Source organism: Bowmanella dokdonensis (genome assembly GCF_017254865.1).
Taxonomy (GTDB): domain Bacteria; phylum Pseudomonadota; class Gammaproteobacteria; order Enterobacterales; family Alteromonadaceae; genus Bowmanella; species Bowmanella dokdonensis.
In genome coordinates this window covers 153,456-178,277 of record NZ_JAFKCV010000007.1, presented here as the reverse complement: position 1 = coordinate 178,277, position 24,822 = coordinate 153,456, and the positions used below count along the sequence as shown (strand labels likewise).

The following is a 24,822-nucleotide window of genomic DNA, read 5'->3' as shown; positions in this document are numbered from 1 at the left end:
TCTGCCTGCCAAGACGGGGATCCGCAAGCAGGACGCTTTATCGGGGCGCTTGGGCAATATGGGTATCCGCAAAGACAGGCTGAAGGATACTGTGTTGTTCCAGTTGGTATTCTTTGAGCTTTTTCTGATAAGCGGGGCTTTGCAGATAGTCCCGCAGAGCCTGGCTGAACTCGGTGGTAAAAGCTTTGTCCTCTGCGACTTTGCGGCCTAAAACAAAGTGGATGCCGACACTGTCCAGTGCCGGCTCCATCACTTCCACCTTACGCAGGAGATCCTGTCGGCTTGCCCTCCACAAAAAGGTAATTCTGGAGGCTACCGCCAATTTCAGTTTGCCCTGGCTAAGAAGCCTGAACAGTTCCGGTTCCCGTTCTACTGTCTGGCGTCGGATGCCCTCTTCATGGTCCAGTTTCTCCCCATAGGAAAAGTTACGCGTCACTCCCACATAGCGACCATGCACATCAGCCAGGCTGCCGGTAAATGCAAGGTTGCATGGTTTATGGCAGAGCAGGTTGATACTGTCCCGCAAATACGCGGGACTGACATAGGCGTATTGTGAACGCCTGCTCCTGGTCAGATAGAGTACTGTCACCAGATCCTGGCGACCGTCTTTGAGCTCCTCCAGCACCCTTGACCAGGGAAGGCGGTTGTACTGCGGTGTCGCCCGTACTTCCTGCAGCACATGAGCGAGGATCTCCACTGAGATACCATGGATTTCGTTGTTTTCCTGATAATAAAAAGGCCCGTAGTCCACATCGGCCAATGCCACATTGAGCTCCCTTGCCTGCCCACTAAAAGCCACCAACATCAGGCAAAGCCAGACTCTGAAGAGTCTCATCGTCTATCCTCCTGAAAGTGTCGTTATCTGTTGTGGTTCAGCGTTCTGATAAACACTTGTGTCACTGCTAAGTAAAGCCTTACCTGCAGGATGTTTGAACAAAATGGGACGGGTCACCCGGCCGGCAACGGTGTCAGAGCTTTACAGTACAGCCGGTAGTCGTTGGTCGCCAAGGGAAAGCCGAAACAAAAAGGCCGCCCTCAATGGCGGCCAACAAGCACTAAGGGGAAAGCATCAGGATGACAGTTCTGCCTGCAGCCGTTCGTGGCTGGTTTTCTCAGACTGCACATACTGGCGCCACTGCTGGGCCATGCGTTTGGAGCTATCGAACGCCTCGGCCAGGGCCAGTTCGTTCAGGGCGTCGTTAAAGCGTTTCTGGCTGAAGTAGGACATGGCCAGCACCATATGCACGATCCCCGGATTGCGTAACTCACCTTTGCTCAGCGCAGTTTGTGCTGAGGCAATGGCCTTATCGTGCTTTTCCATATTGAGGTACATCTGCGCCAGTTGGGCATCCAGCTCCCCGTCATCCGACAGGCTTGCGGCTGAGATCAGCACCGGCACCGCCTTATCGTCCTCTTTGGCCAGGGCCCAGCTATTGGCGGTAAACTTAAGGTTTCTCAGGTTACGCTCCAGCACACCTTCGTCCATGGCCTGTTCCATCAGCCTGGCGCCTTTTACCGGTGCGCCATGGTAGTAATACAACTGTGCCAGGTTGAAGATGTCTGAGCCGCCATTGATATAGCCTTGCTGATAGGCCGCCTCCAGAATCGCCAGTTGTTTTTTCTCCTCGCCCAGTTCACCGTACATACCGCCCAGTTGAACCCAGTATTTGCCTTCATTGTAATGACGAACCATCTTAACCAGCACATCCCTGACCTTCTCGGGTTGCTTGAGCTCGTAATACACGGCCCGTTGTAGCACATACCAGTTCTCTTCCGGCACCTTGCCCTCATCCTCAACCATTTTCACGGCCTGGTTGATAAAACGTGAAGCACGCTCATAGTCCTTCATCTGGTACATGGCCTGGGCTTTGAGCAGATAGTTCTTGGCCGGGATCTCGCCGCCGTTCAGCGCTTCCCAACGCTCGATAAACGCCAGGGTTTTGTCATAGGTGCCCTGCATCATATGCAACTGGGCAAGACTGAACAGGGTGGACAGCTCAAACGACTCAGGGATGGGCTGTTGCTCCACCACCTGCTCGAATGACTGGATAGCCTTGTCGTACTGTTCGGCGTTGTAATGGATAAAACCATAGAAGTTATACATCATGGCCAGCTCATAGCTGTTCATGGAGCCGCTTTTGTCCTTCACGTTGTCCAGCACGGCCAGGGCCTCACTGACCTTGTCTTCATCGGCCAGCACCTGGGCACGGGCCAGTTGCTCATAGACCTTGGAGCGCAGGGCTGGCGTGCGGCGGGTCTTAGGTTCTCCCTCTTCCTGGGCCATGGTATGACCGGCAGGCGTGAGGCTGGGCCCACTATACAGGCCAATGCCAAGCAGAACACAAAGCAACAGGGAGCTGAGTGGATTTTGTCTTTGCATCACCGGCTCCTTAACCATCGATCTGGAAAGTAATACGGTTCTGCACACCGGACACTTCGGCGGCTTGACCATTTACTACCCTGGGCTTGTATTTGAATTTAAGGGCCGCATCCATAGCCGCCTCTTCGAAAATCCCTTCGGGGTTGGCTTCTACCACGAAGGGGTTGCTGACGGTGCCGGCCTTGGTGACGGTAAACTCCACAATCACATATCCTTCGATACCCCTTTGTAGTGCACGGCGGGGATACACAGGCGCCACCTTGACGATAGGCAAGTATTCGCCGTCGCCCCCTTCCAGGGCCAGGCCGCCGCCAATGGCCATATCACCGCCCACATCGGCAGAGAAGTCCATGCCCCCGCTTCCTTCAGCATTGGGGGTAGGTGAGTCCATCTGTGGCTGCTCCATCTGTGGGGGCGGCTCCTCGGGCTTAGGTGGCTTTTTGGGTTTACGATCCTTTTTTTCCACTGTCTCTTCTTCCTTGACCCGCACGAAATCCAGCACCGACCCCACAGGGGGCTCGGTCAGCGCGCTGCCGCCCATCTGGATCAGCGACTGCATCAGATAGAAGAGCCCCAGGGTAACGGCTGCTGACAGTAACAGGGCTATCAGAAGTCTAGGCATGTCTGCTACTCTTGTGCGGCAATGGAGACGTCAAAGACGCCGGCAGCCCTGGAGGCATCCATTACTTTGATCAACATTTCAGTGGTGGCCTTCTTGTCGGCCTGGATTACCACACTGCCCTGCGGGTTTTCGGCGTACAGACGCTCAATATTGGCCTGTACGGCACGCTCATCCACCCGGCGCTTGTTAATCCAGATTTCGTTCTTCTCACTGATGGCGATCAGAATATTAGCCCGGTCTTTTTTCACCGCAGTGGCCGCTTCGGGACGATTCACATCGATGCCGGCTTCCTTGACGAAAGAGGCGGTCACGATAAAGAAGATCAGCATGATAAAGACCACGTCCAGCATGGGCGTCAGGTCGATGGTGGCTTCTTCTTCGTCTACCAGATTCTGAAAATGCTGTTTCATAAAATTCTCTTACTCAATTTGATTCATCCCAGGTGCCACTTCATGTTTTACTGACAAACTCTCAGTGCTCCATGGCCATGGCATCTTCGATATGCATCTTTTCCGTCTTGCTGATCCGTGCCAGCCAGGTGGAGGCAAATACCCCTGACAGGGCGCCGACCATGCCTGCCATCGTGGGGATGGTCGCCTTGGACACACCCGATGCCATGGAGCGGGCATTGCCCGAGCCGGAAATGGCCATCACGTCGAAGACCTCAATCATGCCGGTGACCGTCCCCATCAAACCCAGCAGGGGGCACAAGGCCACCAGCGCCTGGATAATGGGTACCGGACCGTTCAGCCTGAGGCTGACCCGGGAGATCATGGCCTGTCGAATCTGCTCGGCAAACCAGGAGGACTTGTCCTGGCGCGCATTCCATTTAGCGATCGTCTCGTTTTTGAAGTGCTTGTGCCAGATGAAGAAATACAGGGCACGTTCCAGGATCAGAAGCCACATCACGAAGATCAGCAGACCGATGACCAGCAGTACCTGGCCCCCTGTCTCGGTGAAGTCGCGGATGGCTTCAAAAAACTCGACAAACATGACGCTTATCCCCGCTCGGCGCGTTCTGCAATGACGCCGGAAGCCTGTTCCTGAAGCACATAGACGATGTTCTTGCTGCGCGTGTTGAGCATGGCGTACAGCAGTGTCATGGGGATGGCCACCACCAGACCCAGCACTGTGGTTACCAGGGCGGTGGAGATACCACCGGCCATCAGCTTGGGATCGCCGGTACCAAACAGGGTAATGGCCTGGAAGGTGTTGATCATCCCGGTTACGGTACCCAGCAGCCCCATCAGCGGTGCCACCACGGAGATGATCTTGATAATGGTCAGGTTGCGGCCCAGCTTGGGCACTTCGCCCAGAATAGCTTCTGTAAGCTTGAGTTCCAGGGTTTCGGTATCTGCATGGGGATACTGCTCACGTACTTTGAGTACCCGCCCCAGGGGGTTATCTGCACGCACCTCTTTTTGCTTGAGCTGTCGGTCTACCTTGGATTTGGTCAGCGTCAGGCTGATCAGGCGCTCCAGAGCCAGCAGCAATCCGATGGCGCCTACCGCCAGGATGATGTAGCCGACAATGCCCCCCTGATCGACCCGTTCCTGCAGATCCGGGGCCTGTACCAGCAGACCCAGGATGGAGCCGCCTGTGGGATCCAGGCCGAATTCCACCAGCTCGCCGTTAGACGCCTGCAGCTGTGCCGCACTTTCGCCATAACGGTCGGCAGGTTGACGCACCAGTTCTGCCACTGTACCTGTGGCCGGATTCATATCCAGGTATTTGCCATCGGCCACCAGGTTAAAGGCGCCAACACGCACCACTTCCTTGCTGACCTTGTTACCGCCGGCTTCCACCACATCGGTGGTAAACCTGGTAACTTTGCCTGATTCGGTCATCTCGCGCTGGATTTCAAACCAGACCCGCTCGATTTCTTCAATGGAGGCCAGCTTGGAACTGGAGCCCATGGATTGAGCCAGCTCATCCAAAAAGGCCGCACGGCCGGGGATCTGGGCTGAAATCACCGAGTTCTGGAATTTGCCCTTGGTATCGCCGGCCACCTGTTGCAGTACCCCGAACAGTTCTTTGAGTGAACCTAAGCGCGTGGTCAGGGCTTCATTCAGATCGGCCAGTTTAAATTCATTCTCCTGGAATTGACGCTCCAGGCTTTCACTGGTCTGCAGAGCCTGATTACGCTCGGCCGTGGTTTCCCGCAGCATGGCATCCTGCTCCGCCACTTTAGCGGCAAATTCTTTCTCACGACGCTGATTGTCGCGGCCTTGGGCAATCTGGCCCTGCTCCAGTTGCTTGAGCAATTCATCCAGGTTCAGGGCCTTGTCCTGCTGCTGGGCGGCGGCTCCGCTGGCGATTAAGGAAGCCAACAGGGTGCCTGTGATCATCTTGAATAATTTCATCTGTCTACTCTCTTAATCGGTCAGGGCGACGGGCAGCATCAGCAAATCGGGAGCCAGTTGTTTTTTGGCCATACGCAGGCCTTTGGTCACCTGGCTGCGGTAGCTGTCCGGCAGCTCTTCCCACTGGCGGGTCTGCTTGTTCCAGATTCCCTGCATGCTGGCGTCCCGGGTCTGGTACACCAGCGCGGTGCGACCGACGCGCAAAAAGTCCACATCGCGCTCCTGGCCTTCTACCGTATGCAGTCCGCTGTAGGCTTCCAGGGTGCGACCGTAGTCCATTTCCACCTGGTAGGCTTCCATTACCCGGCGGAACTTCTCAGACGGGGCCACATCGGCTCTGTCCATCAGAGCTTCCAGATCGGCCAGCCGTCTGCTGCGCTCGTCGGGTAAAAAAGGAATATCCAGGGCGACAAATTGTTTCAGGCCTTCGATCATGCGCATCATCAGGGGCGTAATCTGACGTTCAATTACGCTAACCTCATCGATGGCACCGTTGAGGTCCTGCATCTCGGCAAGCTGGTTTTCAATCTGTTTACGCAACTGGCTGTTGTAGACATTCAGGCCTTCAATCTCCTTGTTCAGAACCTTGAACTGCTGCATCTTGCTGTCTATCTGATCCGTCATCTTATTGATTTTTTGCTGCGAGCCGGCCGCGGATTCATTGATCTTGGCCGCCTCATTGACCACAGGCTCCAGATATTGATCCTGCTGCGCCAGGGACGGATTGGCTATTGCGATGGAGGTGGCCAGGATGGCCAGCGGAAGTAGTGTCAAAAGCCTCATACTGTCTAACCCTAATTAAAAAAGACCAGTGGAATACTGATCCTGAAATTCGCGCTCAGGATAGGGGTTATCTGTGACAGATTTATTACGCTTATATGACTGCAATATGACGATTATGACAGTTTGAGACGGGAGCCCCGCAGCCGGGGCTCACAAAGAGATGGCCCCTTGGGGCCAGGGCATTAAAATTCCCAGGAAAAACTGGCGCTGATGCTGGTGCCCACTTCTTTTTTCCACAGGAACAGACCTTCCTGGGTGATTTCCTTGTCTTCACCGAGCAGGTTTTGCAGCTTGATCTTGAAGGTGGTCTCAAAGGTCGGGTAGTAAGTGTAAACCAGATCCAGCGAATGGAAGGATTCCTCTTCCGCATCGGCATTGCCACGTGTTCCGGGCACGATAATACGTGGACCAAAGACGTTGTAAACCAATGACGCTGAGTGCTCACCATTGTCAGAATCCCAACCGAACTGCATATTGGCCACCCACTCAGAGTGCCCCACCAGCCGACGTTCGTTGTTGGTCACAATGTTGGACACCGTGGTGGCGTCCAGGGCGTCCTTGAGCTGCTGCTCAAACAGGGAGTCCACACCATCATCGGCAATGCCCAGATTCACGCTGGAATCGGAGAAGGTCAGGTTACCTGTCATAAAGAAGGCGTTGCCCCAGTCACCCATAAAGCCAAGGTCATGCAGGAACTCCACTTCCACCCCCTTGAGTTCACCTTCCTGGGCATTGGCGGTCAGCAGTGACGGGGCGGCGCCACCGACACTGGCCAATTCCACCATCTCGATGGGGTTTTCCATATCCTTGTAAAACAGGGCCACGGACAGGTTATTTCCGTCAGCCATGTACCATTCCCAGCGCAGATCGATATTGTCCAGCTTGGCGCTTTGCAGCGTCGGTGAGCCACGGACCAGGAACTCGGTCAGCGGATCCACGAAGAAGGACGTACTGATATCCCGCATATCGGGTCGGATGGCCGTCTGGCTGACGTTCAACCGGAACTGCATCTCGTCATCCATGATGTAGGTCATGGCCAGGGACGGGAATACGTCGTCTTCCTGGAACGACAGGGCGGCAATCTCTTCACTGTTCACGTCAAACAGGCCGGTGTGGGCCTGAAACGGGATGGACAGCTGGCGGAAGTCTTCAAAACGCACACCGCCACTGAAGCGCCACTTATTGTCATAGAACACATCGGCCATCAGGTAGTAAGCATCCAGCATGCTGCCGGCGGCATATTTGTCACCGTCAGTGGTGCCGTCGTCAAAAATCCCGGCCCCTGTGCTGCTGTTGTAGAAATCGGCGCTGTTGAGGTTCTCTGGCGAGAAGATCTCGTCAATACGCGAACCGAAGGTGGCATCATCGGCAATCGCCCGATGCGGCACGCCTATTTTAATGTTTTCCGCAGTACGGGCTTTCTCAAAGAAATCGCCGCCAGCCTTAAGTTCGATGTCCCATTTGCCAGTCCGCAGGGGGTAGCCAAAGTTCCAGCCCCAGGTGTCGGCTTCATCACTCAGCGTCTGATATTCGCGGGTCAGGTTAGTAGCCGAGACGTCCTGCAACTGCTCCGACTCAAACACACCGTCGACAAAGTTCTGCTGGAATATCACATCCAGTGCCCCCGGCGCGTCACGACTGGCGCGGCTGGTGCCGGCGTACCAATCCAGATAGGCAAAATTCAGCTCAGGGAAATTGTGGGTTCCCTTGATCTGTGACGTGGTCATACGACGCTCTTCATACTGAAGATCCACACGGCGTAATTCGGTTTTGCCCGTTTCCGTTTCATTCACATCAGTAAACAGGCGGTTACGCAGTTCATCCGACATGTCATGCAAAATGATATTGGTCAGCTCGATCTTATGATTATTGTTGTACTCATAACCTATGTTGAACATGCCGCTCCAGCGCACGTTCTGTTCGGTGGAGACGCCCTCATAGAACTGGGCAAAACATTTCTCACCGGCCTCACTACAGCCTGTGGTGCCCAGGTTGGTGCCATTGGACTCATTAGCCACCAGCCACTCATTACTGTAAGACACAGCAGCCAGGAAGCCCAACACTCCCTGTTCCAGCTCGAAATCATTACCCAGGGTCGCCCCCAGGCTCATATTGGGATCCACCGACTTGGTATCGGGCCCGATATCCCAGTTCATTGAGCCAAGCAGCGCCTGGCGGTCTTCCAGAGTCAGACGGTTGCGGGACGAACCTTCGATGCCGGCTGACTGATAATCCCTGAACGCTTCAACAAACAACTGAGGCAAGGCCCGGGTGCCGTCGTCACGGCCGGACCAGTCGTCATCGCCGCCTTCATAGAAATAGCCATCGTCGGAATTGTTGGTATTCCAGCCCAGGCTGCCACTGACCTTGAAGATAAAATCGCTGGGTATGGATTTGGTGCGGATGTTCACGTTACCGCCGCCAAAGTGGGCCGGCATATTGGGTGAAAAAGACTTCTGTACGTTCAGACTTTCGATAATGTCTGAAGGAAATAGATCCAGGGGCACCACCGAGCGGGTGGGATCAGGACTGGGCACCATCATGCCGTTGAGCTGGGTGCTGGAATAGCGCTCCCCCAGCCCCCGCACATAGATAAATTTACCGTCCACCAGGGTCAGACCGGTCACACGACGTAGGGCGGAGGCGGCATCGCCGTCACCGGTTCGGGAAATCTGCTCGGCGCCCATAATGTCGGCCACAAAGGCCTGATTCTGTCGCTCCTGCATCACGGCCGCTGCCGTGCCTTTCAGACGTGTTCCGGTAGCCACCACTTCCTCAATGACTTTGTCTTCGTCTTCGCTTTGAGCCATTACCGGCACGGCACTGCCAGCTACCAGGGCAGTGATCACGGCGAGACTCAGTCGGTTAGGCAGCCAATTCTGTGTAGAATTCATGATAAAGAAACTCCAATGCAACTGTGCGTTTCGAATGCGTTTTTCAGGAACATAGGGCGTGTTTATCTTTCATATTGACCTCTGTTGAGAGCTAAAAAGCCCTCAATCAAGGCGCGAGTAACGCCGTTTAGCCATCTAAACAAGTTGTGAGCAACACTGAGTGAGGTCTTTTTAGACTCAACCCTTCGGGCTGGGCCCATTTTTCCGTCCAGCGTCGTCATCAGTCGTTTATTTAGGCTCGCTAAACTTCACTCCATCTTCCTTGCCGGGCAAAAAAATGGCCTCCAGCAGAGCGTCAATATGAAAGACAAACACGCCCTTACGGCGCCCTGTCAGCGCCTTAGTCCTTAGATTACTTTCTGACCAGGCCTGGTTAGTCGTTCAGACCCACAGTCACCCAGTTGGCTGTCCAGTCATTGGACGCGTTCATGGCACCGATATAATCGACGCTGTCAAAGAAGGCACCCAACCCGGCCGCATCGAATCCCGCCCCCAGCAGGGCGGAACCCGCTGCTGGCTGATAACCGTTCAGACCCAGAGTGGCTGGGGTCATCACGCTGTTGCCCTGCTGACCTTCAAACCACGCCTGGGTCGTGCCGCCGGCGATGGTGTCAGAGCCGAAGGTATCGGCACCGTCTTCACAGGCCACCACAGAGTGGGTCAGAGTCAGCTCACTCGCTTCGGCATTGGCAATGGACTCGGCCCCATTGACGCGCAGGCAGTTGTCATATCCCGCAGGGCCTGTAACCACCAGGTTTTTGATGATCCCGGCCGTACCGGCACGCAGACGGACACCATTGACCCCCTCTGCGCCCAGAATGGTGACGTTGGCAACGGTAGGCTTGGTGAGCGGCGTGGCGGCGGCATCAAACTCACTGTTATCAGCTTCAAAGGCATTGTCGCCCTGAGCCGAGGATTGCTTGATCAGGACGTACTGGGCGTTACCTGTCCAGCCGAATGACCAGTCCAGGGAATCATCACCGATAGCGGTCAGCACCAAGTGTTTGACATTGACCGTGCCGCCGAAAAATTCGACCCCGTCATCCAGGTTTTCATGCACCTGAATGTAATCCACCACTGTGCCTGAGCCGACGCCGGCGAAGCTGATGCCGTTGAGCTCATCCCCGTTACCCAGCGTCTTACCGGCGTACTTCACCACCAGATACTTAAGAGTGCCGGAATCGTCGTTGGCATCGTTGCCACCGAACAGACCCGCATCCCCTTCGGCAGACACACCGCAGCTGTCCAGTTCGGCTTGTGTGGTCTCACCCACCTGGTCGCCACAGGAATTAGCCGGGGCATTACCCAGCAGCACCAGACCGCCCCATTGGCCAATGCCTGTCTCATCGCCTGTCATATCCTGCCCAGAGGTCATGATGATGGGCGCGGAGGCTGTGCCCACAGCCTCAATCCTGGAGCCGCGACGCACCACCAGGAAGTCATCGCCGTCTTCCCCAAAGAGTGTGGTGCCAGGCTGGATATACAAGGTGGAATTGTCGGCTTTGTCGTTCCCCACTGCGGTACGACCTTTGATCAACCAGTGAATGTCGTTGGTCAGCACCATGTCCTGGGTCATGGTCAAATCGGCGTTGAGTCGGTATACCGGCTTGTCCAGGGCATAGCTGTTATCCAGGCTGGCCAGTCCCAGCTCTGCCGGGGTCTGTACGTCATCAGGAATACCGCTGTCGACACCGAAGGCCCAGCCTTCCATCCAGTTATTAGCACCGTCGAAGGCGCCCACATAATCGGTTTCACCGAAGAACACACCCAGCTCAGACGCATCGAAGCCGGCGCCCAGCAGTGGACTGCTTGGCTCAGGCATAAAGCCGTTGTTGGCCAGGTTCAACTCGTTTACCCCCATCAGGCTGTTGCCTTCCTGCCCTTCGAACCAGGCCTGGGTGCTCTGACCGCCAATCTGGTCGGAACCAAAGGTATCCGCGCCATCGGCACAGGCCACCACAGAATGGGTCAGAGTCAGTTCACCGGCCACCGCATTGGCGATGGACTCGGCACCATTGACACGCAGGCAGTTGTCGTAACCTGTAGGACCTGTTACCAGAACATTTTTCAGATTACCGGCCGTACCGGCGCGCAGACGGAGTCCATTGACGCCGTTGGCCCCCATGACAGTGACGTTAGCCACTGTTGGCTTGGTCAGCGGTGTGGCACCGGCATCAAATTCGCTGTTATCGGACTCAAAGGCGTTATCCCCCTGTTCAGAGCTCTGACGGATGTAGACATACTGGGCATTACCCGTCCAGCCAAAAGACCAGTCAAAGGCATCGTCACCGATATCGGTCAGCACCACGTGAGACACGCTCACCGCCCCACCGAAGAACTCGATGCCATCGTCCAGGTTCTCATGGACCTGGATATAATCCACCGTGGTGCCTGAACCCACACCAGCGAAGCTGATACCGTTGAGTTCATCCCCGTTACCCAGGGTCTTACCGGCATGCTTAACCACCACATACTTCAGCGTACCTGAGTTATCTTCAGGGTTGTTGCCACCGAACAGGCCCGCATCCCCCTCGGCCGAAACGCCGCAGTTGTCCAGTTCAGACTGAGTGGTTTCACCCACCTGGTCACCACAGGAGTTGGCCGGTGCGTTACCCAGCAGCACCAGCCCACCCCACTGACCGACACCGGTCTCGCCGCCGGACATATCCTCAACGGAGGTCATGGTGATAGGTGCGCCCACAGAGCCCAGAGCTTCAATCTTGGAGCCACGACGTACGACCAAAAAGTCATCCCCGGAAGTACCGAAAACAGTGGTACCAGCCTGAACGTAGAGAGTGGCGCTGTCTTCGTTGTCATTACCCACCGCTGTGCGGCCGCTCAACACCCAGTGGGCATCGTTGGTAAAGGTCACATCAGACACGAAGGTGGTGTCGGCCGCCAGGCGATAAACCGGCTTATCGGTGATCTCCGGATACTCTGCGGAGACATCGCTGGCCAGGCCTTGTTCAAAGGCGTTTTGCACGTCAGAGGGGAAGCCGCCCTGCACGCCAACAGTCCAGCCAGCCATCCAGTTGTTGTTGGTGCTGAATGCACCGATATGGTTGGTGGAATCGAAGAAACTGTCCAGACCTGACGCATCGAAGCCGCTGCCGGCCAGTACCGAACCTGCCTGTGGCGTATAGCCGTCAGCCGACAATCCCAACGCATTGGGCGTCAGTACCTGGTTGCCTTCCTGGCCTTCAAACCAGGCCTGGGTACTCTGTCCGCTAATCTGATCGGAGCCGAAGTTGTTGTCGGCGTTGTCACAAGCAATGACGGAGTGGGTGACGGTCAGTTCACCGGCTTCGGCGTTGGCAATGGATTCGGCACCATTGACACGCAGGCAGTTTTCATAGCCTGCAGGGCCCGTCACCAGCACGTTTTTCAGCACACCGGCGGTGCCGGCACGCAGACGGAGACCGTTCACGCCGTTGGCGCCTACCACGGTCACATTAGACACAGTGGGTTTGGTCAGCGGGGTAGCGGCAGCATCAAATTCGCTGTTATCGGCTTCAAAGGCATTGTCACCGTCTACTGAGCTTTGCTGGATATACACATACTGGGCTTTACCCGTCCAGCCGAAAGACCAGTCAAGGGAATCATCGCCGATAGAGGTCAGGACCACGTGCTTGACGTTAACCGTTCCCCCGAAGAATTCGATACCATCGTCCAGGTTCTGATGCACCTGGATATAGTCAACCAGGGTGCCTGAACCCACACCGGCGAAGCTGATGCCGTTAAGCTCATCGCCGTTGCCCAGCGTCTTACCTGCGTGCTTGACCACTACATATTTCAGGATACCGGAATTGTCTTGTGGATCGTTACCACCGAACAGGCCGGCGTCACCTTCGGCAGACACACCGCAGTTTGCCAGTTCATCGGCGGTGGTTTCACCTACCTGATCGCCACAGGAGTTAGCCGGGGCATTACCCAGCAGCACCAGGCCTCCCCACTGGCCGATATCGGTTTCAGCACCGGTGACATCCTGTACAGAGGTCATGATGATAGGCGCATCGGCGGCACCCTCGGCTTCGATCATGGAGCCACGGCGCACCACCAGGAAGTCATCCCCTGAGGTGCCAAATACTGTGGTACCGGCTTCGATGACCAGAGTAGCGCTATTTTCATTGTCGCCACCTACTGCGGTACGGCCATTGAGTACCCAGTGGGCGTCATTGGTCAGCGACACATCGGCAGTAAAGGTGGTGTCTGCAGCCAGGCGATAAACCGGCTTATCGGTAATTTCGGGATACTCAGCGGAAACATCTGTCGCCAGGCCCTGTTCCAGTGCACTGCTTGGCATATCAGGCGTGGGGGTTGGAGTCGGCGTAGGCGTGGGGGTAGGTGTGGGTGTGGGAGTCGGGGTATTCACATCTCCCTCATTGATTACGATGTCACCGCCACAGCCTGCCAGGGCCAAAGCGGCTGCGATGGCAGACGCCTTAAACAGGGACTTGAGTTCCATTGAGCTCTCCAAAATATAATGGGTTTGATTAAACGCCAGCAAGGGTAACCAAGGAGAGTGACACTTTTGTTACATCACCTGCCTGTCACAAAAGTTTCATTTTTAGCGGAAAACTCAGGCTCAAATTCATTAAAATCAATAGGTTATTTTAAATAATGGGCAATGGTTTCGCTCAAATCGAGGGGCCGTCCATGCAAACAGCCTCTGCGATGCTGGCCCACTTTGAATCAGGAGTCATGTGCAGCTCAGTCTCAGCCCCGCTCCTTTTGGCGACAATCTGGGTGTGAGGCAATCAGCCGCTCTGGCATTTCTCAGCGCGACGGCCCACCAGCCCAGTTGTTCGAGCATTTTGTGCAAGGTTCTTTGCGGGCGCCTGGGGTCAATCAACTGACCCTGCTCATCAAACAATTCCCACACATTCGCCAGACTGACTGCATCACGCATACTGACCGATTGCAGCTCGGCAAATACCTGGCGCAGATGCTCCACAGCCCGTATGCCACCCGATACGCCCCCGTAACTGACAAACCCCACCGGCTTGGTCTGCCACTCCTCGTAAGCGGAATCAATAATGAACTTGAGTGCCGCTGGGTAACTGTGGTTGTACTCGGGAGTCACCAGGATAAACGCGTCGGCAGCCGCCAACTCACGCCGCATCCCTTCCAGAATCGGCTTGGCCAGCGGATCGGCAAATGTCTGCATGGGGATATCCGCCGGATCGATGAGGCTCAGTTCCAGTTCCCTGAACTGGCCCAGTTCGGTCATCAGCCAGTCAGTAACTGCTGGACAGAGACGTCCGTCACGAATACTACCCATAACAATGGCGATACGAAGTGTCTGTGTCATTTTCTCTCCTTGTTTTTCACTTTGGGAATCAGTTGCAAGCAAGGTTAAAACCTCAAGCAGACTTAAGGTCAAACAGATTTTTTCAAAGAAGCGACGGGGTTACCGGGCAGAGATACGGAGAACTATAAAGTGAGGAAACTCCGGTTAGTCAGGGGGTACTTCCCTGGCAAAGAATCGCTGCATGCGGCGAATCGCCAGCCAGGTAGCCAGGGGAATGCCAAGCAATGCCAGCGCAACAAACCACCAGGGATGAGGCAGAAGAAAAAGGGTGCTGGCTGCACACAGAAGCACCAGGCCGCCGATCAGGCAACAATAGAAAACGACATGGCCTCTGCCGATCAGGCTGGCTACCAGCCCGCCGCAGTAAGTGCCGAGCAACCACCCCGCCAGCACAAACAACAGCGTGGCAACCGGCATACCCTGCATATACAGCTCAATTTGCTCAGCGTCCTGCCAGTTCAGCCCTTGCGGAGGTGGAAAAAACACTTTACCCAGTCCTTCCAGCCCGGCTATCAGCAATCCTGCCACCAGCATACTCACCAGTACTGCGACAATCCTTCGAAACCACTGCATGACTGTTCTCCTTTGCAGACAGTCATTTAATACTAGATCACCGCCGTGGTTTAAGAAGTATCAGGGACGAGACAAAAATTACTGAAAAATGAAAGCCTTACCAGGGCCGCTGTAAAAATTACCCCAGGCGGGTATTTCACTGAATGGTATCCCGCTTATTGGATTAAAAAATAATTTCTTAAATATCATGAAGTTATTTTTTTCACCTAAAGTCTGGCATAAGGATAGCTTAAACAGTGTGGAACCAACCGGCCAATCCCATCAGGAAATTCGGCCGAACAGACAAAGGAGGAATTATGTTAGGTTGGGCTCTTGCTTTCTTTATTATTGCAGTGGTAGCCGCCCTGTTTGGCTTTGGTGGTATTGCCGGCGCAGCAGCAGGGATAGCTAAAATCATCTTTTTCATCTTCCTGGTACTGCTGGTGATCTCACTGGTAGCCGGAGCAATTCGTGGCAGACGTCCAAGGGTTTAGATCCTTAAACAGCACGAAAGACAAGGAGATAACTATGAAACTCACGAAAATGACCATCGCAGCTCTGTTTTCCGCTGGTCTGCTCAGTCTCGGGGCCTGTACGGAAAATGACGCCGAAGAAGCTGGCGAGGAAGTCAGTGAGGCGGTAGAGGAGACCAAGGAAGGGGTCAAGGATGCCGTTGACGAAGCGGGCAACGAAGTGGAAGACCTTTGTGAAGAGACTAAGGAAAACATGGATGCTGAAGACGAAGACTGTTAGTCCCAGTCGATGTCCCAAAGTCTATGACAGCCACATCCGCTGCTTTTTACTATCTCTCAGGGGCCGTAGCGCTGGCCATCCTGGCCACCCTGAGTTCGCCCGTCCTGGTCCAGATTCCTCTGGGCTGGGGCGGTCTTTCCCTCTTTGCCGTCAGCCTCGCCTATCTGGCAAATGCGGGGCAAATCTTCCGCAAGCGTAAGGACGGAAGGATTCCTGCCTACATCCGCTGGATTTTCATTCCCTTTTTACTTGGCGTCCAGATTTATAACGCCTGGGTACGTAAACGTGACACCGTTCCGCCTGTGCAGCAGATAGAGGAGGATCTGTATCTCGGCTGTCGCCTGTTTCCTACCGATGTGGAATACCTCAAACAGGAGAAGGTCGGCGCAATACTGGACGTTACCTGTGAATTCGATGGCCTCGACTGGTCACTGATAGGCGAAGACATCGCCTATCTCAATATCCCCGTGCTCGACCATGCTGCTCCAAGAAGCAGCCAGATGAACCAAGCCCTGCACTGGATCCACCACCAACATAAACGGGGCAGAAAAGTACTGATTCACTGTGCATTGGGGCGGGGGCGTTCTGTACTGGTGTTGGCCGCCTATCTGCTGGCGAAACGTGGCAAAGGATCGGCAACCGAAGTGTTGGAGGGCATTAATGCCATCCGTGAGACTGCCCGGCTCAATCGCTATCAGTTCAAGCGCCTCGAGTCACTGCACAAGGAGGGCCGACTGGTGCTGGACAAATCGGCCTGGATCATCGCCAATCCCATAGCTGGGGGCGGAAAATGGAAGAACTGCGAAGCCGAAATAAGAGAAAGACTGGAACAGCATTTTGACCTCACTTTCAAGCTGACCAGCAGGCAAACAAACGGCACCGAACTGGGCAGGGAGGCGGTGGACTACGGTGCCGATCTGGTTATCGCCTGTGGGGGGGACGGCACCATCACAGAAGTCGCCCAGGCCCTGATCGACAAGCCTGCGGTACTGGGAATTATTCCGCTGGGCACTGCCAATGCGTTGAGCCACGCCCTGATGGGACCGCGAAGCAAACTGATGCCCCTGTCAACGGCCTGTGACACTTTAATAGAAGGCGATATCCGCATCATCGATACAGCCAATTGCAACGACAAACTGATGCTGTTGCTGGCTGCTATTGGTTTCGAACATAAGATGGTCCATGCCGCCAATCGTAAGGAAAAGGACATGCTCGGCCAGGGTGCTTATCTGCTGGGCTTATGGGAAGCCATCAACCAGAATGAGGACTATTTTCTCAAAGTACAGTTTGATGATGAAGAAGAACAGATCATCCATACCCAAAGCCTGGCGATTGCCAATGCCGCCCCCATCACTACCCTGCTGGCACAGGGACGAGGCCAACCGGATCTGGCGGACGGCAAGCTGGATATTACCTGGCTGGATGCGACCGAGGTCCCTGAGCAACATCTGTTCAGCATGGCCGAACTGGTGTTCTCGGGCCTCACGGATACGGCATTGCAGTCCAAGGTCAAACACCGCCGGGCTAACCGGGTCAGGGTGAGCGGCGACAAACTGGACAAATATGTGCTGGATGGAGAGATCTTCACCGATTTTCCGTTGGATATACAAATCCGTCCGGCTTCACTGAAGGTACTGGCCCCCGAACCCTGAGTCGGCGAGGGACCAGATAAACTCTCAATCTGTTTCTTTCTGGTATTTTTCCAACTTGTTGTAGAGTGTCTTGACACTGATCCCCAGTAGTTCTGCCGCCATTTTCTTATTGCCGCCGTTCTCTTCCAGGGTCTTGAAGATAGCCATCCTCTCAATATCCTCAAGGGCCATCCCCCCCGGAACGGCGCCACTGGCCAATGGGCTGTCCAGTTGTTCTTCCAATACCAGGTGCCTGGCCTCAATGCATCCATCTGCCAGCAGGAACGCCCGCTCGATGGCGTGCTTCAGTTCCCTGACATTACCGGGCCAGCTATGCCGAACCAGTTTATCCAAGGCTGACTGGGCGATACTCTTATGCTGGCTCTCACGGGCGTTCCGGTAAGCCAGAAAATGCCTGGCCAGCCCTACGATATCCGAACCCCGCTCCCGGAGCGGCGGCACGTGCACGGGAAACTCGGCCAGTCGGAAGTACAGATCCTCACGCAGACAGTTTTCCGCCAAGGCCTGCACCGGCTCCCTGTTGGTGGCGGCGATAATCCTGGCTTTGGCAAAGCGAACCCGGTGACTGCCAACGGCACGAAATTCCCCCGACTCCAGTACCCTGAGCAATTTAACCTGATGCTCCAGGGGCATCTCTGTCACCTCATCCAGAAACAGGGTGCCTCCGGCCGCCTGTTCGAACACCCCCATGTGATCTTTGTGTGCTCCGGTAAAGGCGCCTTTCACATGACCGAACAGCTCACTGTCTATCAGCTCAGGACTCAGGGCGCCGCAGTTGATGGCGACGAAGGGTTTCTGCGAACGGGGACTGGCCAGATGTAAGGTGTTGGCCACCAACTCCTTGCCCACGCCGCTTTCACCAATAACCAATACATTGGTATCGACCCCGCTGAGCTTGCGAATGAGCCGGTAAAGCCGCCGCATGGGTTTGCTGGAACCCACCAGTAGGCCAAACTGATCCAGCTCACTGGACAGAACCTCCTGGGGTGAATGGCGATCAGCAACCAGTTCCCGCAGGGCGTCCTGTATGCACTCCAGAATGTCCTCGACATGAAAGGGGCGACGAAAGTGAAACCCGGCACTTTTCATCATTAGCTGATCGATCAGGGGATTGGGCTTGCCCTGACTCAGGAAAATACACTCCGTTTGCAGGAGTGCAGGGGCATCACACAGCCGCTGACATTGCTCTGTGCTCAGGTCATCCAGTTCGACCACGGCCAACGCGTACTCACCTGTGAGCAATTCCTCTACCCAGTCCCGGGGTTCCGGACAGGCATAACAACTCGGCTCAGATCCTTGATGTGCCTTTAAAATCTGGTTCATCAGAGACTTGTCCAACACGCGCAGCAAAATAGAGGTAGATCCCATACCGTTTCCTTTTAGGTCTGCAGAAGCCGAGCGGTTAGACCCCCGGATCCAGATCGAGTTTTAATTCAGTCAGCTAAATCCTTTTTCATCATCAAGTTTAACACAGGAAATAGGGCAAGCCCGTCAACCTGGGAGAAATGGTATGGAGTTTGAAAGAGACAACTAGGTAAACCCTGAAAAATCAGTCTTTCAATTATCTACAGGAGACCCGGCATGCCCTTTCAACGGAAATCCTCGGGCAATCCGATCACTGAGCATGATCTTGCACTCTTGGCTCGGCTGCTGGCGGCGAGCTTTGCAGGCGAAGGCTTTTACTTGCAAGCCAGCAAAGCAGTGTCAGACTCCTCAGTGGTCCAGAGGTTCAGGCAGATGGCGGGTATCCAGCGCAGCATTATCGATCTGATTCTGAAAAACCTGACAGATCTTCGGCCTGTTGCCAGTGACAGCCACGATTTCAACGTCTTCTACGACAAGGTCCGGGAACAGCTCAACAACCGGCTGCAACAGGGTATGTTAGCTGAACTGGCCAGAGTAGAAGAACATCTGCTGACCTTACATAAACAGGTGCTCAGGACACTGAATCATCGACAATTGGCCTTGCAGTTATCCGAACATACGGCCTGGATGCAGATTCTGCTGGACCGTCTGAAGCATCATCACCAGGGTAAATATCTGACCCGGACCAACCAGGATCTGTACTGAAACTTCTACACAAGAAGAGTAAATATTACTCTGCCAGCAAGGGAGAATAGCGGAAATCCAGGTTGGATGGACAGAGGACGCTGGCATTCAATTCGCATTGTATTCTGACGACGGGTTTAAGCGACCGTAGGAGGTACCAATGAAAATGCTCAAAATATACACGCTGTTAATGACGGCAACCCTTACTTTATCCGCCGCGGCCAACAACTGGCAGGACCAAAGCAAGGATGCCTGGATTGACGGCAAGGCCGAAACCACACTGCTGCTCAATGCCAATCTGAACTCCTTCAATATCGGTACTGACGTCCGCAACGGTGTGGTTACCCTGAACGGCCTGGTAGCCAGCAAGGTTGACCGGGCTCTGGCGGAAGAACTGGTTGAGGGAATTGATGGTGTACAGCGAGTCGAAAACAACATTCAGGTCAGGGAAGCGACAAAGGATACCACCCGGCTCATGCTGCAGAGTCTGACCGATTCCAAGGTTGCATCGGTAGTTAAGACCCGCTTGCTGATGGACACTCAGGTAGCCGGTTCAGATATCGATGTGGATGTGAGCGAAGGCGTCGTCACGCTGGATGGCTCCGTCTACTCGGAGGCCGAGAAGGATCTCGCGGTTGTTATCGCCAGAAATACCAACGATGTCGAACGGGTGGTGGATAAACTGGAAGTGACCGAAGCTGATGATTTCACCGCAGCGCGGTCCTCTTTCCAGCAATAAACTAAAATCCAGTCAGAAAGAACAAAGAGGATGTTCGCGTGGACCACTACACCAGGACCGCATTGATTACCGGCGCCAATCGGGGGATAGGATATGAGATAGCCAAGGGGCTGGCGGCTTTGGGTCATATCCGCGTACTGGTGGCCGCGCGCCATGAGCCGGATGCTGAAGCCGCCGCCAAGCGAATTGGCAGGAGTGCAGTGGGAGTGGAACTGACCCTCAATTCCACCGACAGGACCCGAATGCAGGCTCAGGCTATCCAGCAGGTACTGGGTCCGGTGGACATCCTGGTCAACAACGCCGGCGTGATGCTGCCCGGTGACGCCATGCAAACCAGCCTGGATAATCTCAATCAATCCCTGGCCACCCACACCATTGGGCCTTTTACTCTCAGCCAGATATTTGCAGAGGGTATGCAGGCCAGGCAATGGGGACGAATCGTCAATCTGTCCTCGGGTTGGGGCTGCTTTTATGAAGGATTGGAGGGCCCCGCCGCCTACTCCATCAGCAAGGCCGCCCTGAATGCGGTCACTGTCTGTTTTGCCCGGGCCCTGGGCCCGTGCATTAAAGTCAATGCGGCATGCCCGGGATGGGTGCGAACCCGTATGGGTGGGGAGGAAGCGCCCCGCTCTGCCGAAGAAGGAGCACAGACCCCAATCTGGCTGGCCACCCTAGACGATGAAGGCCCCACGGGTAAGCTGTTCCGTGACAAACGTGAGATTGACTGGTAAGTGTGCCTGCCTGAACTTTTCTGTCCATTTCAACTAGGATTAATGCTGAGATTCATAACATAGGAGAGCCATTTATGCCCGCCAAGCGCCACAGCCTGACTTTCGAATTTCCCCAACATCAGGAACTTATTCAGATACTTGAACAACAGGACAAGGACTTCAGCCGATTGTCTGTACATTACGAACAGTTGGATAAAGAAGTGTATGACATTGAGCTGGGGCACCAGCCTGCCGATCAAGACTATCTGGAAGCCCTGAAGAAAAAACGCCTGAAGCTGAAAGATCAACTCTTCACCCGTCTTTATAAAGCAGAACATCAATAGAACCACTTTTTGGGTTAGCCGCTCCCGGGGCATCCCGGGTATACGACCGCCAAGGAAGGCGGAAGTGCAGAAAAGGCAGGACGCAATTTTCTGCCCGTTCTTCCTGAACATCGCCGCTCCCTGGCATTCTTGCCATCGCGGCATACCGTTCTTCCTGAACATAAAAAGCGCACCTATGCATAGGTGCGCTTTTTGGTCAGGAACTAGTGACTAAAGTAATTTAGTCTTACTCACCTTTGTACTTGGAAAATTCACTTCTGGAAATTTCACCGTTACCGTCGGTATCGTACTTGTCGAAATTGGCGGACAGACGGCTTTCAGCTGCAGCCTCAGTGGCGCTCAGCGAACCATTTCCATCCTTATCCAGGGTAGAGAAAAGATCTCCTGCGGCAAATGCACCCATAGCAGGAACCAAGAACAGAACAAATGCGAACTTTTTCATATCAATCTCCTTTTTCATTCAAAAGACTATCTGATCCTGCTATCCATTTGCAGGCAGATTGGGTGAACCTTGCCCGGCATCCTGCCGGGCTCAGCATCCAAGCTGTCATGACAAGTATTGATCTTCCCGGGCCTCCTGCCACATCATCCTGTACGATGATATAGAAGATGTTCAACTTGTCTGGCATCCTGCCGCTGCCGTCCCTGGCTTATTAAAGGCTTTGAAACTTCCGCGACCTCCTGCCGCTTTTGACCATCCTGTGGACTGGAAACTTCGAAACCTTTACTGGCTTCCTGCCGACCAGCCGTCCTGGCTGTGTAAGGTTCATGGTTAAGGTATATCAAGGACAATGCCAGAATTTAAAAAATCAATAATATCAAAAAGTTACAGAACAAAAGGAAGTTAAGGGGCATTTTCCGTCCGGATTGACTGTCGTCATATCACAACAAATTTTTAACACATAGCTCGATCTATATAAATATCAAAGAGTTAAGGCGTTGCTGTTCTGGAACAGTATGGATGCCCTTTACATGCGGAATATCATATATATGATATTCCGCATGTATTAAAGAGGCAGCCATGAACCCCCTGAACCTATATAAATGTCTGGCGGAAGACACCCGTCTTAAGTCGTTGCTGCTGATCCGGCATAAACATCAGTTGTGCGTCTGTGATCTGCAGGATGCCCTGCAACTCAGTCAACCAAAAGTCTCCCGGCATCTGGCCGAGCTTAGAAAATGCGACCTGCTGCAGGATGAGCGTCGCGGCAAATGGGTCTATTACCGTCTGCATCCAGCCCTGCCCGACTGGATTCATGGGGTGCTGGATAAGACCTTTACCCACAATCAGGACTATCTGGCTGACTGTCTCTCCCGGCTATCCCATTCCTGTAATTCAAACTGCGAGTCATAAGATGAAAATTCTGTACATATGCACCCATAACCGTTGTCGCAGCATCCTCTTTGAAGCCATTACCAATCACAAGGCCAGGGGGCTTATTGAAGCCAGAAGTGCAGGCAGCCAGCCATCCGGTGAAGTACATCCACTGTCCCTGAAGTATCTGGTGGAGGCGGGTATCTCCACTGAAGGCCTGAAAAGCCAGTCCTGGGACGAATTTGAAGACTTCGCCCCGGATCTCGTGGTGACAGTCTGTGATTCCGCCGCCGGCGAAACGTGCCCGGTTTGGTTTGGCAAATCCCTTAAAGTCCACTGGGGACTGGCAGATCCCTCCAAGCTGACCGGCTCTGACGCGCAAAAAGCCGAGGCATTTCGTCATACCATCCATCTGATTGGCGAACGGGTAGAAGCCCTGAAAAAGGTTGCCGGGCTGGATAAGAAAGACTGGGCCGATGCCCTGAAAAAGCACGGAGCGTACTGAATGCGCGTCACCGATCTCTCCCTGCCCAATCCGGACGAAAGCCAGTTCAAGGTCCCCGATATGGAGCGGCTCAGCAGCCAATTTTCAGCACATAAACCGCGTTTTCTGCTGCTTTACGGCTCATTGCGCAAGCGCTCTTTCAGCCGCCTGGTCACAGAGGAATGCGCCCGCCTACTGACCCGCATGGGCGGCGAAGTGAAAATATTCGATCCCCAGGGACTGCCCCTTCCCGATGGCGACGACGAGCAGCATCCCAAAGTGCAGGAACTGCGCGAGTTGGTGATCTGGTCCGAGGGGCAGGTCTGGTGTTCGCCGGAACGCCATGGCGCCATGACCGGTATCATGAAGGCGCAGATCGACTGGATTCCCCTGTCCCTGGGTGCAGTGCGTCCCACCCAGGGCAAGACCCTGGCGGTGATGCAGGTGAATGGCGGTTCCCAGTCTTTCAACGTGGTAAACCAGTTGCGTGTCCTGGGACGCTGGATGCGCATGATCACTATTCCCAATCAGTCATCGGTGGCTAAGGCCTTCCTTGAGTTTGACGACAACGACAGGATGAAGCCGTCAGGCTACTACAACCGTATCGTCGATGTGATGGAAGAGCTGATGAAATTCACCCTGCTCACCCGTGACAACAGTGCCTACCTGGTCGACCGCTACTCTGAGCGGGTCGAGAGTGCAGAACAACTGATGCAACGGGTAAATCAACGGGGTATGTAAAACTGGTGTTTGTCATTTTGGAGGTTATGCAGAATGGGATTGTTTGAACGTTATCTGTCGCTTTGGGTGACACTCTGTATCGGCGCGGGGGTATTGCTGGGTAATCTGACCCCGGATCTCTTCGGCCAGATTGCCGCAATCGAATATGCCCACGTCAATCTGGTGGTAGCGGTACTGATCTGGCTGATGATTTTTCCCATGATGGTGCAGGTCGATTTTGCCTCCCTGCGGCATGTGGGCGAAAAGCCAAAAGGACTGATCCTGACCCTGGTGATCAATTGGCTGATCAAGCCTTTTAGCATGGCCTTGTTAGGCTGGCTGTTCTTCAAGGGCCTGTTCGCTGACTGGGTGGAGCCCCAATCTGCCGAAGAATATATCGCCGGCATGATCCTGCTGGGCGTGGCTCCTTGTACGGCCATGGTGTTTATATGGAGTCATCTGACCAAGGGCGATGCCAACTATACCCTGGTCCAGGTCTCCATCAATGACATCATCATGATTTTCGCCTTTGCGCCTATCACCGCTTTTTTGCTCGGCATCAGTGATATCCAGGTGCCCTGGGAGACCCTTTTGCTCTCAGTGATACTGTATGTGTTACTGCCCCTGGTTGCCGGCGCCGTAACCCGCAAAAGACTGGACAAGGCAAACGATCACAGCCGCCTGAATGCCTTTATTGCCGCCTTCAAGCCCTGGTCCATTATCGGCCTGCTGGCCACTATAGTGCTGTTGTTTGGCTTCCAGGCGCAGACCATTCTGGAAAAGCCGCTGGTCATACTCCTTATCGCCATTCCCCTACTGATACAGACCTATGGTATCTTCGCCATCGCTTATGTGGCTGCCAGGCAGATGAAGCTGCCCCACAATGTGGCCGCACCGGCCTGTATGATTGGTACGTCCAATTTCTTCGAGCTGGCCGTAGCCGTGGCAATCTCATTATTTGGATTGCACTCGGGCGCCGCCCTGGCCACGGTGGTGGGCGTACTGGTGGAAGTGCCGGTGATGTTGTCGCTGGTCTGGTTTGCCAACCGGACCCGCCACTGGTTTGCCTGAATGCAGTTGTCAGTTGTCAGTTGTCAGTTGTCAGTTGTCATGAAAGGATACGCTGATTGTAAATAGGGTACGGCTATCGA

At 54.4% G+C, this 24,822-nt stretch carries 24 protein-coding genes; 11 read left to right on the top strand and 13 right to left on the bottom strand.

Annotated elements, in window-relative coordinates; all coding sequences use genetic code 11:
* Positions 1-37 precede the first annotated feature (37 nt).
* The 11 genes from J0A66_RS13710 to J0A66_RS13660 form a co-directional block, all read right to left on the bottom strand.
* Positions 38-835, bottom strand: a complete 798-nt coding sequence (locus J0A66_RS13710) for a substrate-binding periplasmic protein (RefSeq protein ID WP_206574400.1) — start codon at positions 833-835, stop codon at positions 38-40.
* Positions 836-1,069: 234 nt separating this feature from the next.
* A complete protein-coding gene (locus J0A66_RS13705; protein ID WP_206574399.1) occupies positions 1,070-2,380 on the bottom strand; it encodes a tetratricopeptide repeat protein in 1,311 nt (436 codons plus the stop codon).
* Positions 2,381-2,390: 10 nt separating this feature from the next.
* Complete coding sequence (locus J0A66_RS13700) at positions 2,391-3,002, bottom strand: energy transducer TonB (protein WP_206574398.1); 612 nt, start codon at positions 3,000-3,002, stop codon at positions 2,391-2,393.
* Between the two features lie 5 nt (positions 3,003-3,007).
* Complete coding sequence (locus J0A66_RS13695) at positions 3,008-3,412, bottom strand: ExbD/TolR family protein (protein ID WP_206574397.1); 405 nt, start codon at positions 3,410-3,412, stop codon at positions 3,008-3,010.
* 61 nt (positions 3,413-3,473) lie between these two features.
* Positions 3,474-3,995 carry a MotA/TolQ/ExbB proton channel family protein gene (locus tag J0A66_RS13690; RefSeq protein WP_206574396.1) on the bottom strand — a complete coding sequence of 174 codons (522 nt, stop codon included), beginning with the start codon at positions 3,993-3,995 and terminating at the stop codon, positions 3,474-3,476.
* Positions 3,996-4,000: 5 nt separating this feature from the next.
* Positions 4,001-5,365 (bottom strand): MotA/TolQ/ExbB proton channel family protein, encoded by a 1,365-nt coding sequence (locus J0A66_RS13685; protein ID WP_206574394.1) that lies wholly within the window; start codon positions 5,363-5,365, stop codon positions 4,001-4,003.
* 12 nt (positions 5,366-5,377) lie between these two features.
* Positions 5,378-6,148, bottom strand: a complete 771-nt coding sequence (locus J0A66_RS13680) for a DUF3450 domain-containing protein (RefSeq protein ID WP_206574393.1) — start codon at positions 6,146-6,148, stop codon at positions 5,378-5,380.
* Positions 6,149-6,330: 182 nt separating this feature from the next.
* Positions 6,331-9,042, bottom strand: coding sequence for a TonB-dependent receptor domain-containing protein (locus J0A66_RS13675; protein ID WP_206574392.1), 2,712 nt, complete (start codon positions 9,040-9,042; stop codon positions 6,331-6,333).
* A gap of 373 nt (positions 9,043-9,415) precedes the next feature.
* Positions 9,416-13,507 carry a beta-helix domain-containing protein gene (locus tag J0A66_RS13670; RefSeq protein WP_206574391.1) on the bottom strand — a complete coding sequence of 1,364 codons (4,092 nt, stop codon included), beginning with the start codon at positions 13,505-13,507 and terminating at the stop codon, positions 9,416-9,418.
* Positions 13,508-13,741: 234 nt separating this feature from the next.
* Positions 13,742-14,353, bottom strand: a complete 612-nt coding sequence (locus J0A66_RS13665) for an NADPH-dependent FMN reductase (RefSeq protein WP_206574390.1) — start codon at positions 14,351-14,353, stop codon at positions 13,742-13,744.
* 144 nt (positions 14,354-14,497) lie between these two features.
* Positions 14,498-14,926 carry a hypothetical protein gene (locus J0A66_RS13660; RefSeq protein ID WP_206574389.1) on the bottom strand — a complete coding sequence of 143 codons (429 nt, stop codon included), beginning with the start codon at positions 14,924-14,926 and terminating at the stop codon, positions 14,498-14,500.
* A 296-nt stretch (positions 14,927-15,222) separates the two neighbouring features.
* Between J0A66_RS13660 and J0A66_RS13655 the strand changes: the two genes are divergently transcribed.
* Genes J0A66_RS13655 through J0A66_RS13645 form a run of 3 tightly spaced genes read left to right on the top strand, consistent with a single transcriptional unit; the run spans position 15,223 to position 17,310 of the window.
* Positions 15,223-15,399, top strand: coding sequence for a DUF1328 domain-containing protein (locus J0A66_RS13655; RefSeq protein ID WP_206574388.1), 177 nt, complete (start codon positions 15,223-15,225; stop codon positions 15,397-15,399).
* Positions 15,400-15,433: 34 nt separating this feature from the next.
* On the top strand, positions 15,434-15,658 hold the full coding sequence (locus J0A66_RS13650) for a hypothetical protein (RefSeq protein ID WP_206574387.1): 225 nt from the start codon (positions 15,434-15,436) through the stop codon (positions 15,656-15,658).
* Between the two features lie 23 nt (positions 15,659-15,681).
* The gene (locus J0A66_RS13645; protein ID WP_206574386.1) at positions 15,682-17,310 is read left to right on the top strand and encodes a diacylglycerol kinase family protein; all 1,629 of its coding nucleotides are present in this window, start codon (positions 15,682-15,684) and stop codon (positions 17,308-17,310) included.
* A 24-nt stretch (positions 17,311-17,334) separates the two neighbouring features.
* Here the strand turns inward: J0A66_RS13645 and J0A66_RS13640 are convergent, their stop codons facing one another.
* The gene (locus J0A66_RS13640) at positions 17,335-18,678 is read right to left on the bottom strand and encodes a sigma-54 interaction domain-containing protein (RefSeq protein ID WP_206574385.1); all 1,344 of its coding nucleotides are present in this window, start codon (positions 18,676-18,678) and stop codon (positions 17,335-17,337) included.
* A 213-nt stretch (positions 18,679-18,891) separates the two neighbouring features.
* On the opposite strand from J0A66_RS13640, the gene J0A66_RS13635 reads away from it, so the two are divergent.
* From J0A66_RS13635 to J0A66_RS13620, 4 genes are all read left to right on the top strand, one after another.
* The gene (locus J0A66_RS13635; RefSeq protein WP_206574384.1) at positions 18,892-19,380 is read left to right on the top strand and encodes a hypothetical protein; all 489 of its coding nucleotides are present in this window, start codon (positions 18,892-18,894) and stop codon (positions 19,378-19,380) included.
* 139 nt (positions 19,381-19,519) lie between these two features.
* Entirely contained in the window at positions 19,520-20,098 is a 579-nt protein-coding gene (locus tag J0A66_RS13630; protein WP_206574383.1) for a BON domain-containing protein, read from the top strand.
* Positions 20,099-20,136: 38 nt separating this feature from the next.
* A complete protein-coding gene (locus J0A66_RS13625; protein WP_338143894.1) occupies positions 20,137-20,829 on the top strand; it encodes an SDR family NAD(P)-dependent oxidoreductase in 693 nt (230 codons plus the stop codon).
* 74 nt (positions 20,830-20,903) lie between these two features.
* Positions 20,904-21,152 (top strand): DUF465 domain-containing protein, encoded by a 249-nt coding sequence (locus J0A66_RS13620; protein WP_206574382.1) that lies wholly within the window; start codon positions 20,904-20,906, stop codon positions 21,150-21,152.
* 226 nt (positions 21,153-21,378) lie between these two features.
* Here J0A66_RS13620 and J0A66_RS13615 read toward each other — a convergent pair whose 3' ends face one another.
* Positions 21,379-21,594: an EF-hand domain-containing protein gene (locus tag J0A66_RS13615; protein ID WP_206574381.1), complete on the bottom strand. Its 216-nt coding sequence runs from the start codon at positions 21,592-21,594 to the stop codon at positions 21,379-21,381.
* Positions 21,595-22,173: 579 nt separating this feature from the next.
* On the opposite strand from J0A66_RS13615, the gene J0A66_RS13610 reads away from it, so the two are divergent.
* The 4 genes from J0A66_RS13610 to arsB are packed head-to-tail and all read left to right on the top strand — an operon-like array spanning position 22,174 to position 24,742.
* On the top strand, positions 22,174-22,506 hold the full coding sequence (locus J0A66_RS13610; protein WP_206574380.1) for a metalloregulator ArsR/SmtB family transcription factor: 333 nt from the start codon (positions 22,174-22,176) through the stop codon (positions 22,504-22,506).
* Between the two features lies 1 nt (position 22,507).
* Positions 22,508-22,972 carry an arsenate reductase ArsC gene (locus J0A66_RS13605; protein ID WP_206574379.1) on the top strand — a complete coding sequence of 155 codons (465 nt, stop codon included), beginning with the start codon at positions 22,508-22,510 and terminating at the stop codon, positions 22,970-22,972.
* Positions 22,973-23,692 carry an arsenical resistance protein ArsH gene (gene arsH / locus J0A66_RS13600; RefSeq protein ID WP_206574378.1) on the top strand — a complete coding sequence of 240 codons (720 nt, stop codon included), beginning with the start codon at positions 22,973-22,975 and terminating at the stop codon, positions 23,690-23,692.
* Between the two features lie 33 nt (positions 23,693-23,725).
* The gene (gene arsB / locus J0A66_RS13595) at positions 23,726-24,742 is read left to right on the top strand and encodes an ACR3 family arsenite efflux transporter (protein ID WP_206574377.1); all 1,017 of its coding nucleotides are present in this window, start codon (positions 23,726-23,728) and stop codon (positions 24,740-24,742) included.
* The last annotated feature ends 80 nt before the right edge of the window (positions 24,743-24,822 follow it).

What these genes read in the sequence shown, in the direction of transcription:
- J0A66_RS13710 (WP_206574400.1), bottom strand. Translation starts at nt 835, where the DNA reads ATGAGACTCTTCAGAGTCTGGCTTTGCCTGATGTTGGTGGCTTTTAGT.
- J0A66_RS13705 (WP_206574399.1), bottom strand. Translation starts at nt 2,380, where the DNA reads ATGCAAAGACAAAATCCACTCAGCTCCCTGTTGCTTTGTGTTCTGCTT.
- J0A66_RS13700 (WP_206574398.1), bottom strand. Translation starts at nt 3,002, where the DNA reads ATGCCTAGACTTCTGATAGCCCTGTTACTGTCAGCAGCCGTTACCCTG.
- J0A66_RS13695 (WP_206574397.1), bottom strand. Translation starts at nt 3,412, where the DNA reads ATGAAACAGCATTTTCAGAATCTGGTAGACGAAGAAGAAGCCACCATC.
- J0A66_RS13690 (WP_206574396.1), bottom strand. Translation starts at nt 3,995, where the DNA reads ATGTTTGTCGAGTTTTTTGAAGCCATCCGCGACTTCACCGAGACAGGG.
- J0A66_RS13685 (WP_206574394.1), bottom strand. Translation starts at nt 5,365, where the DNA reads ATGAAATTATTCAAGATGATCACAGGCACCCTGTTGGCTTCCTTAATC.
- J0A66_RS13680 (WP_206574393.1), bottom strand. Translation starts at nt 6,148, where the DNA reads ATGAGGCTTTTGACACTACTTCCGCTGGCCATCCTGGCCACCTCCATC.
- J0A66_RS13675 (WP_206574392.1), bottom strand. Translation starts at nt 9,042, where the DNA reads ATGAATTCTACACAGAATTGGCTGCCTAACCGACTGAGTCTCGCCGTG.
- J0A66_RS13670 (WP_206574391.1), bottom strand. Translation starts at nt 13,507, where the DNA reads ATGGAACTCAAGTCCCTGTTTAAGGCGTCTGCCATCGCAGCCGCTTTG.
- J0A66_RS13665 (WP_206574390.1), bottom strand. Translation starts at nt 14,353, where the DNA reads ATGACACAGACACTTCGTATCGCCATTGTTATGGGTAGTATTCGTGAC.
- J0A66_RS13660 (WP_206574389.1), bottom strand. Translation starts at nt 14,926, where the DNA reads ATGCAGTGGTTTCGAAGGATTGTCGCAGTACTGGTGAGTATGCTGGTG.
- J0A66_RS13655 (WP_206574388.1), top strand. Translation starts at nt 15,223, where the DNA reads ATGTTAGGTTGGGCTCTTGCTTTCTTTATTATTGCAGTGGTAGCCGCC.
- J0A66_RS13650 (WP_206574387.1), top strand. Translation starts at nt 15,434, where the DNA reads ATGAAACTCACGAAAATGACCATCGCAGCTCTGTTTTCCGCTGGTCTG.
- J0A66_RS13645 (WP_206574386.1), top strand. Translation starts at nt 15,682, where the DNA reads ATGACAGCCACATCCGCTGCTTTTTACTATCTCTCAGGGGCCGTAGCG.
- J0A66_RS13640 (WP_206574385.1), bottom strand. Translation starts at nt 18,678, where the DNA reads ATGGGATCTACCTCTATTTTGCTGCGCGTGTTGGACAAGTCTCTGATG.
- J0A66_RS13635 (WP_206574384.1), top strand. Translation starts at nt 18,892, where the DNA reads ATGCCCTTTCAACGGAAATCCTCGGGCAATCCGATCACTGAGCATGAT.
- J0A66_RS13630 (WP_206574383.1), top strand. Translation starts at nt 19,520, where the DNA reads ATGAAAATGCTCAAAATATACACGCTGTTAATGACGGCAACCCTTACT.
- J0A66_RS13620 (WP_206574382.1), top strand. Translation starts at nt 20,904, where the DNA reads ATGCCCGCCAAGCGCCACAGCCTGACTTTCGAATTTCCCCAACATCAG.
- J0A66_RS13615 (WP_206574381.1), bottom strand. Translation starts at nt 21,594, where the DNA reads ATGAAAAAGTTCGCATTTGTTCTGTTCTTGGTTCCTGCTATGGGTGCA.
- J0A66_RS13610 (WP_206574380.1), top strand. Translation starts at nt 22,174, where the DNA reads ATGAACCCCCTGAACCTATATAAATGTCTGGCGGAAGACACCCGTCTT.
- J0A66_RS13605 (WP_206574379.1), top strand. Translation starts at nt 22,508, where the DNA reads ATGAAAATTCTGTACATATGCACCCATAACCGTTGTCGCAGCATCCTC.
- arsH (WP_206574378.1), top strand. Translation starts at nt 22,973, where the DNA reads ATGCGCGTCACCGATCTCTCCCTGCCCAATCCGGACGAAAGCCAGTTC.
- arsB (WP_206574377.1), top strand. Translation starts at nt 23,726, where the DNA reads ATGGGATTGTTTGAACGTTATCTGTCGCTTTGGGTGACACTCTGTATC.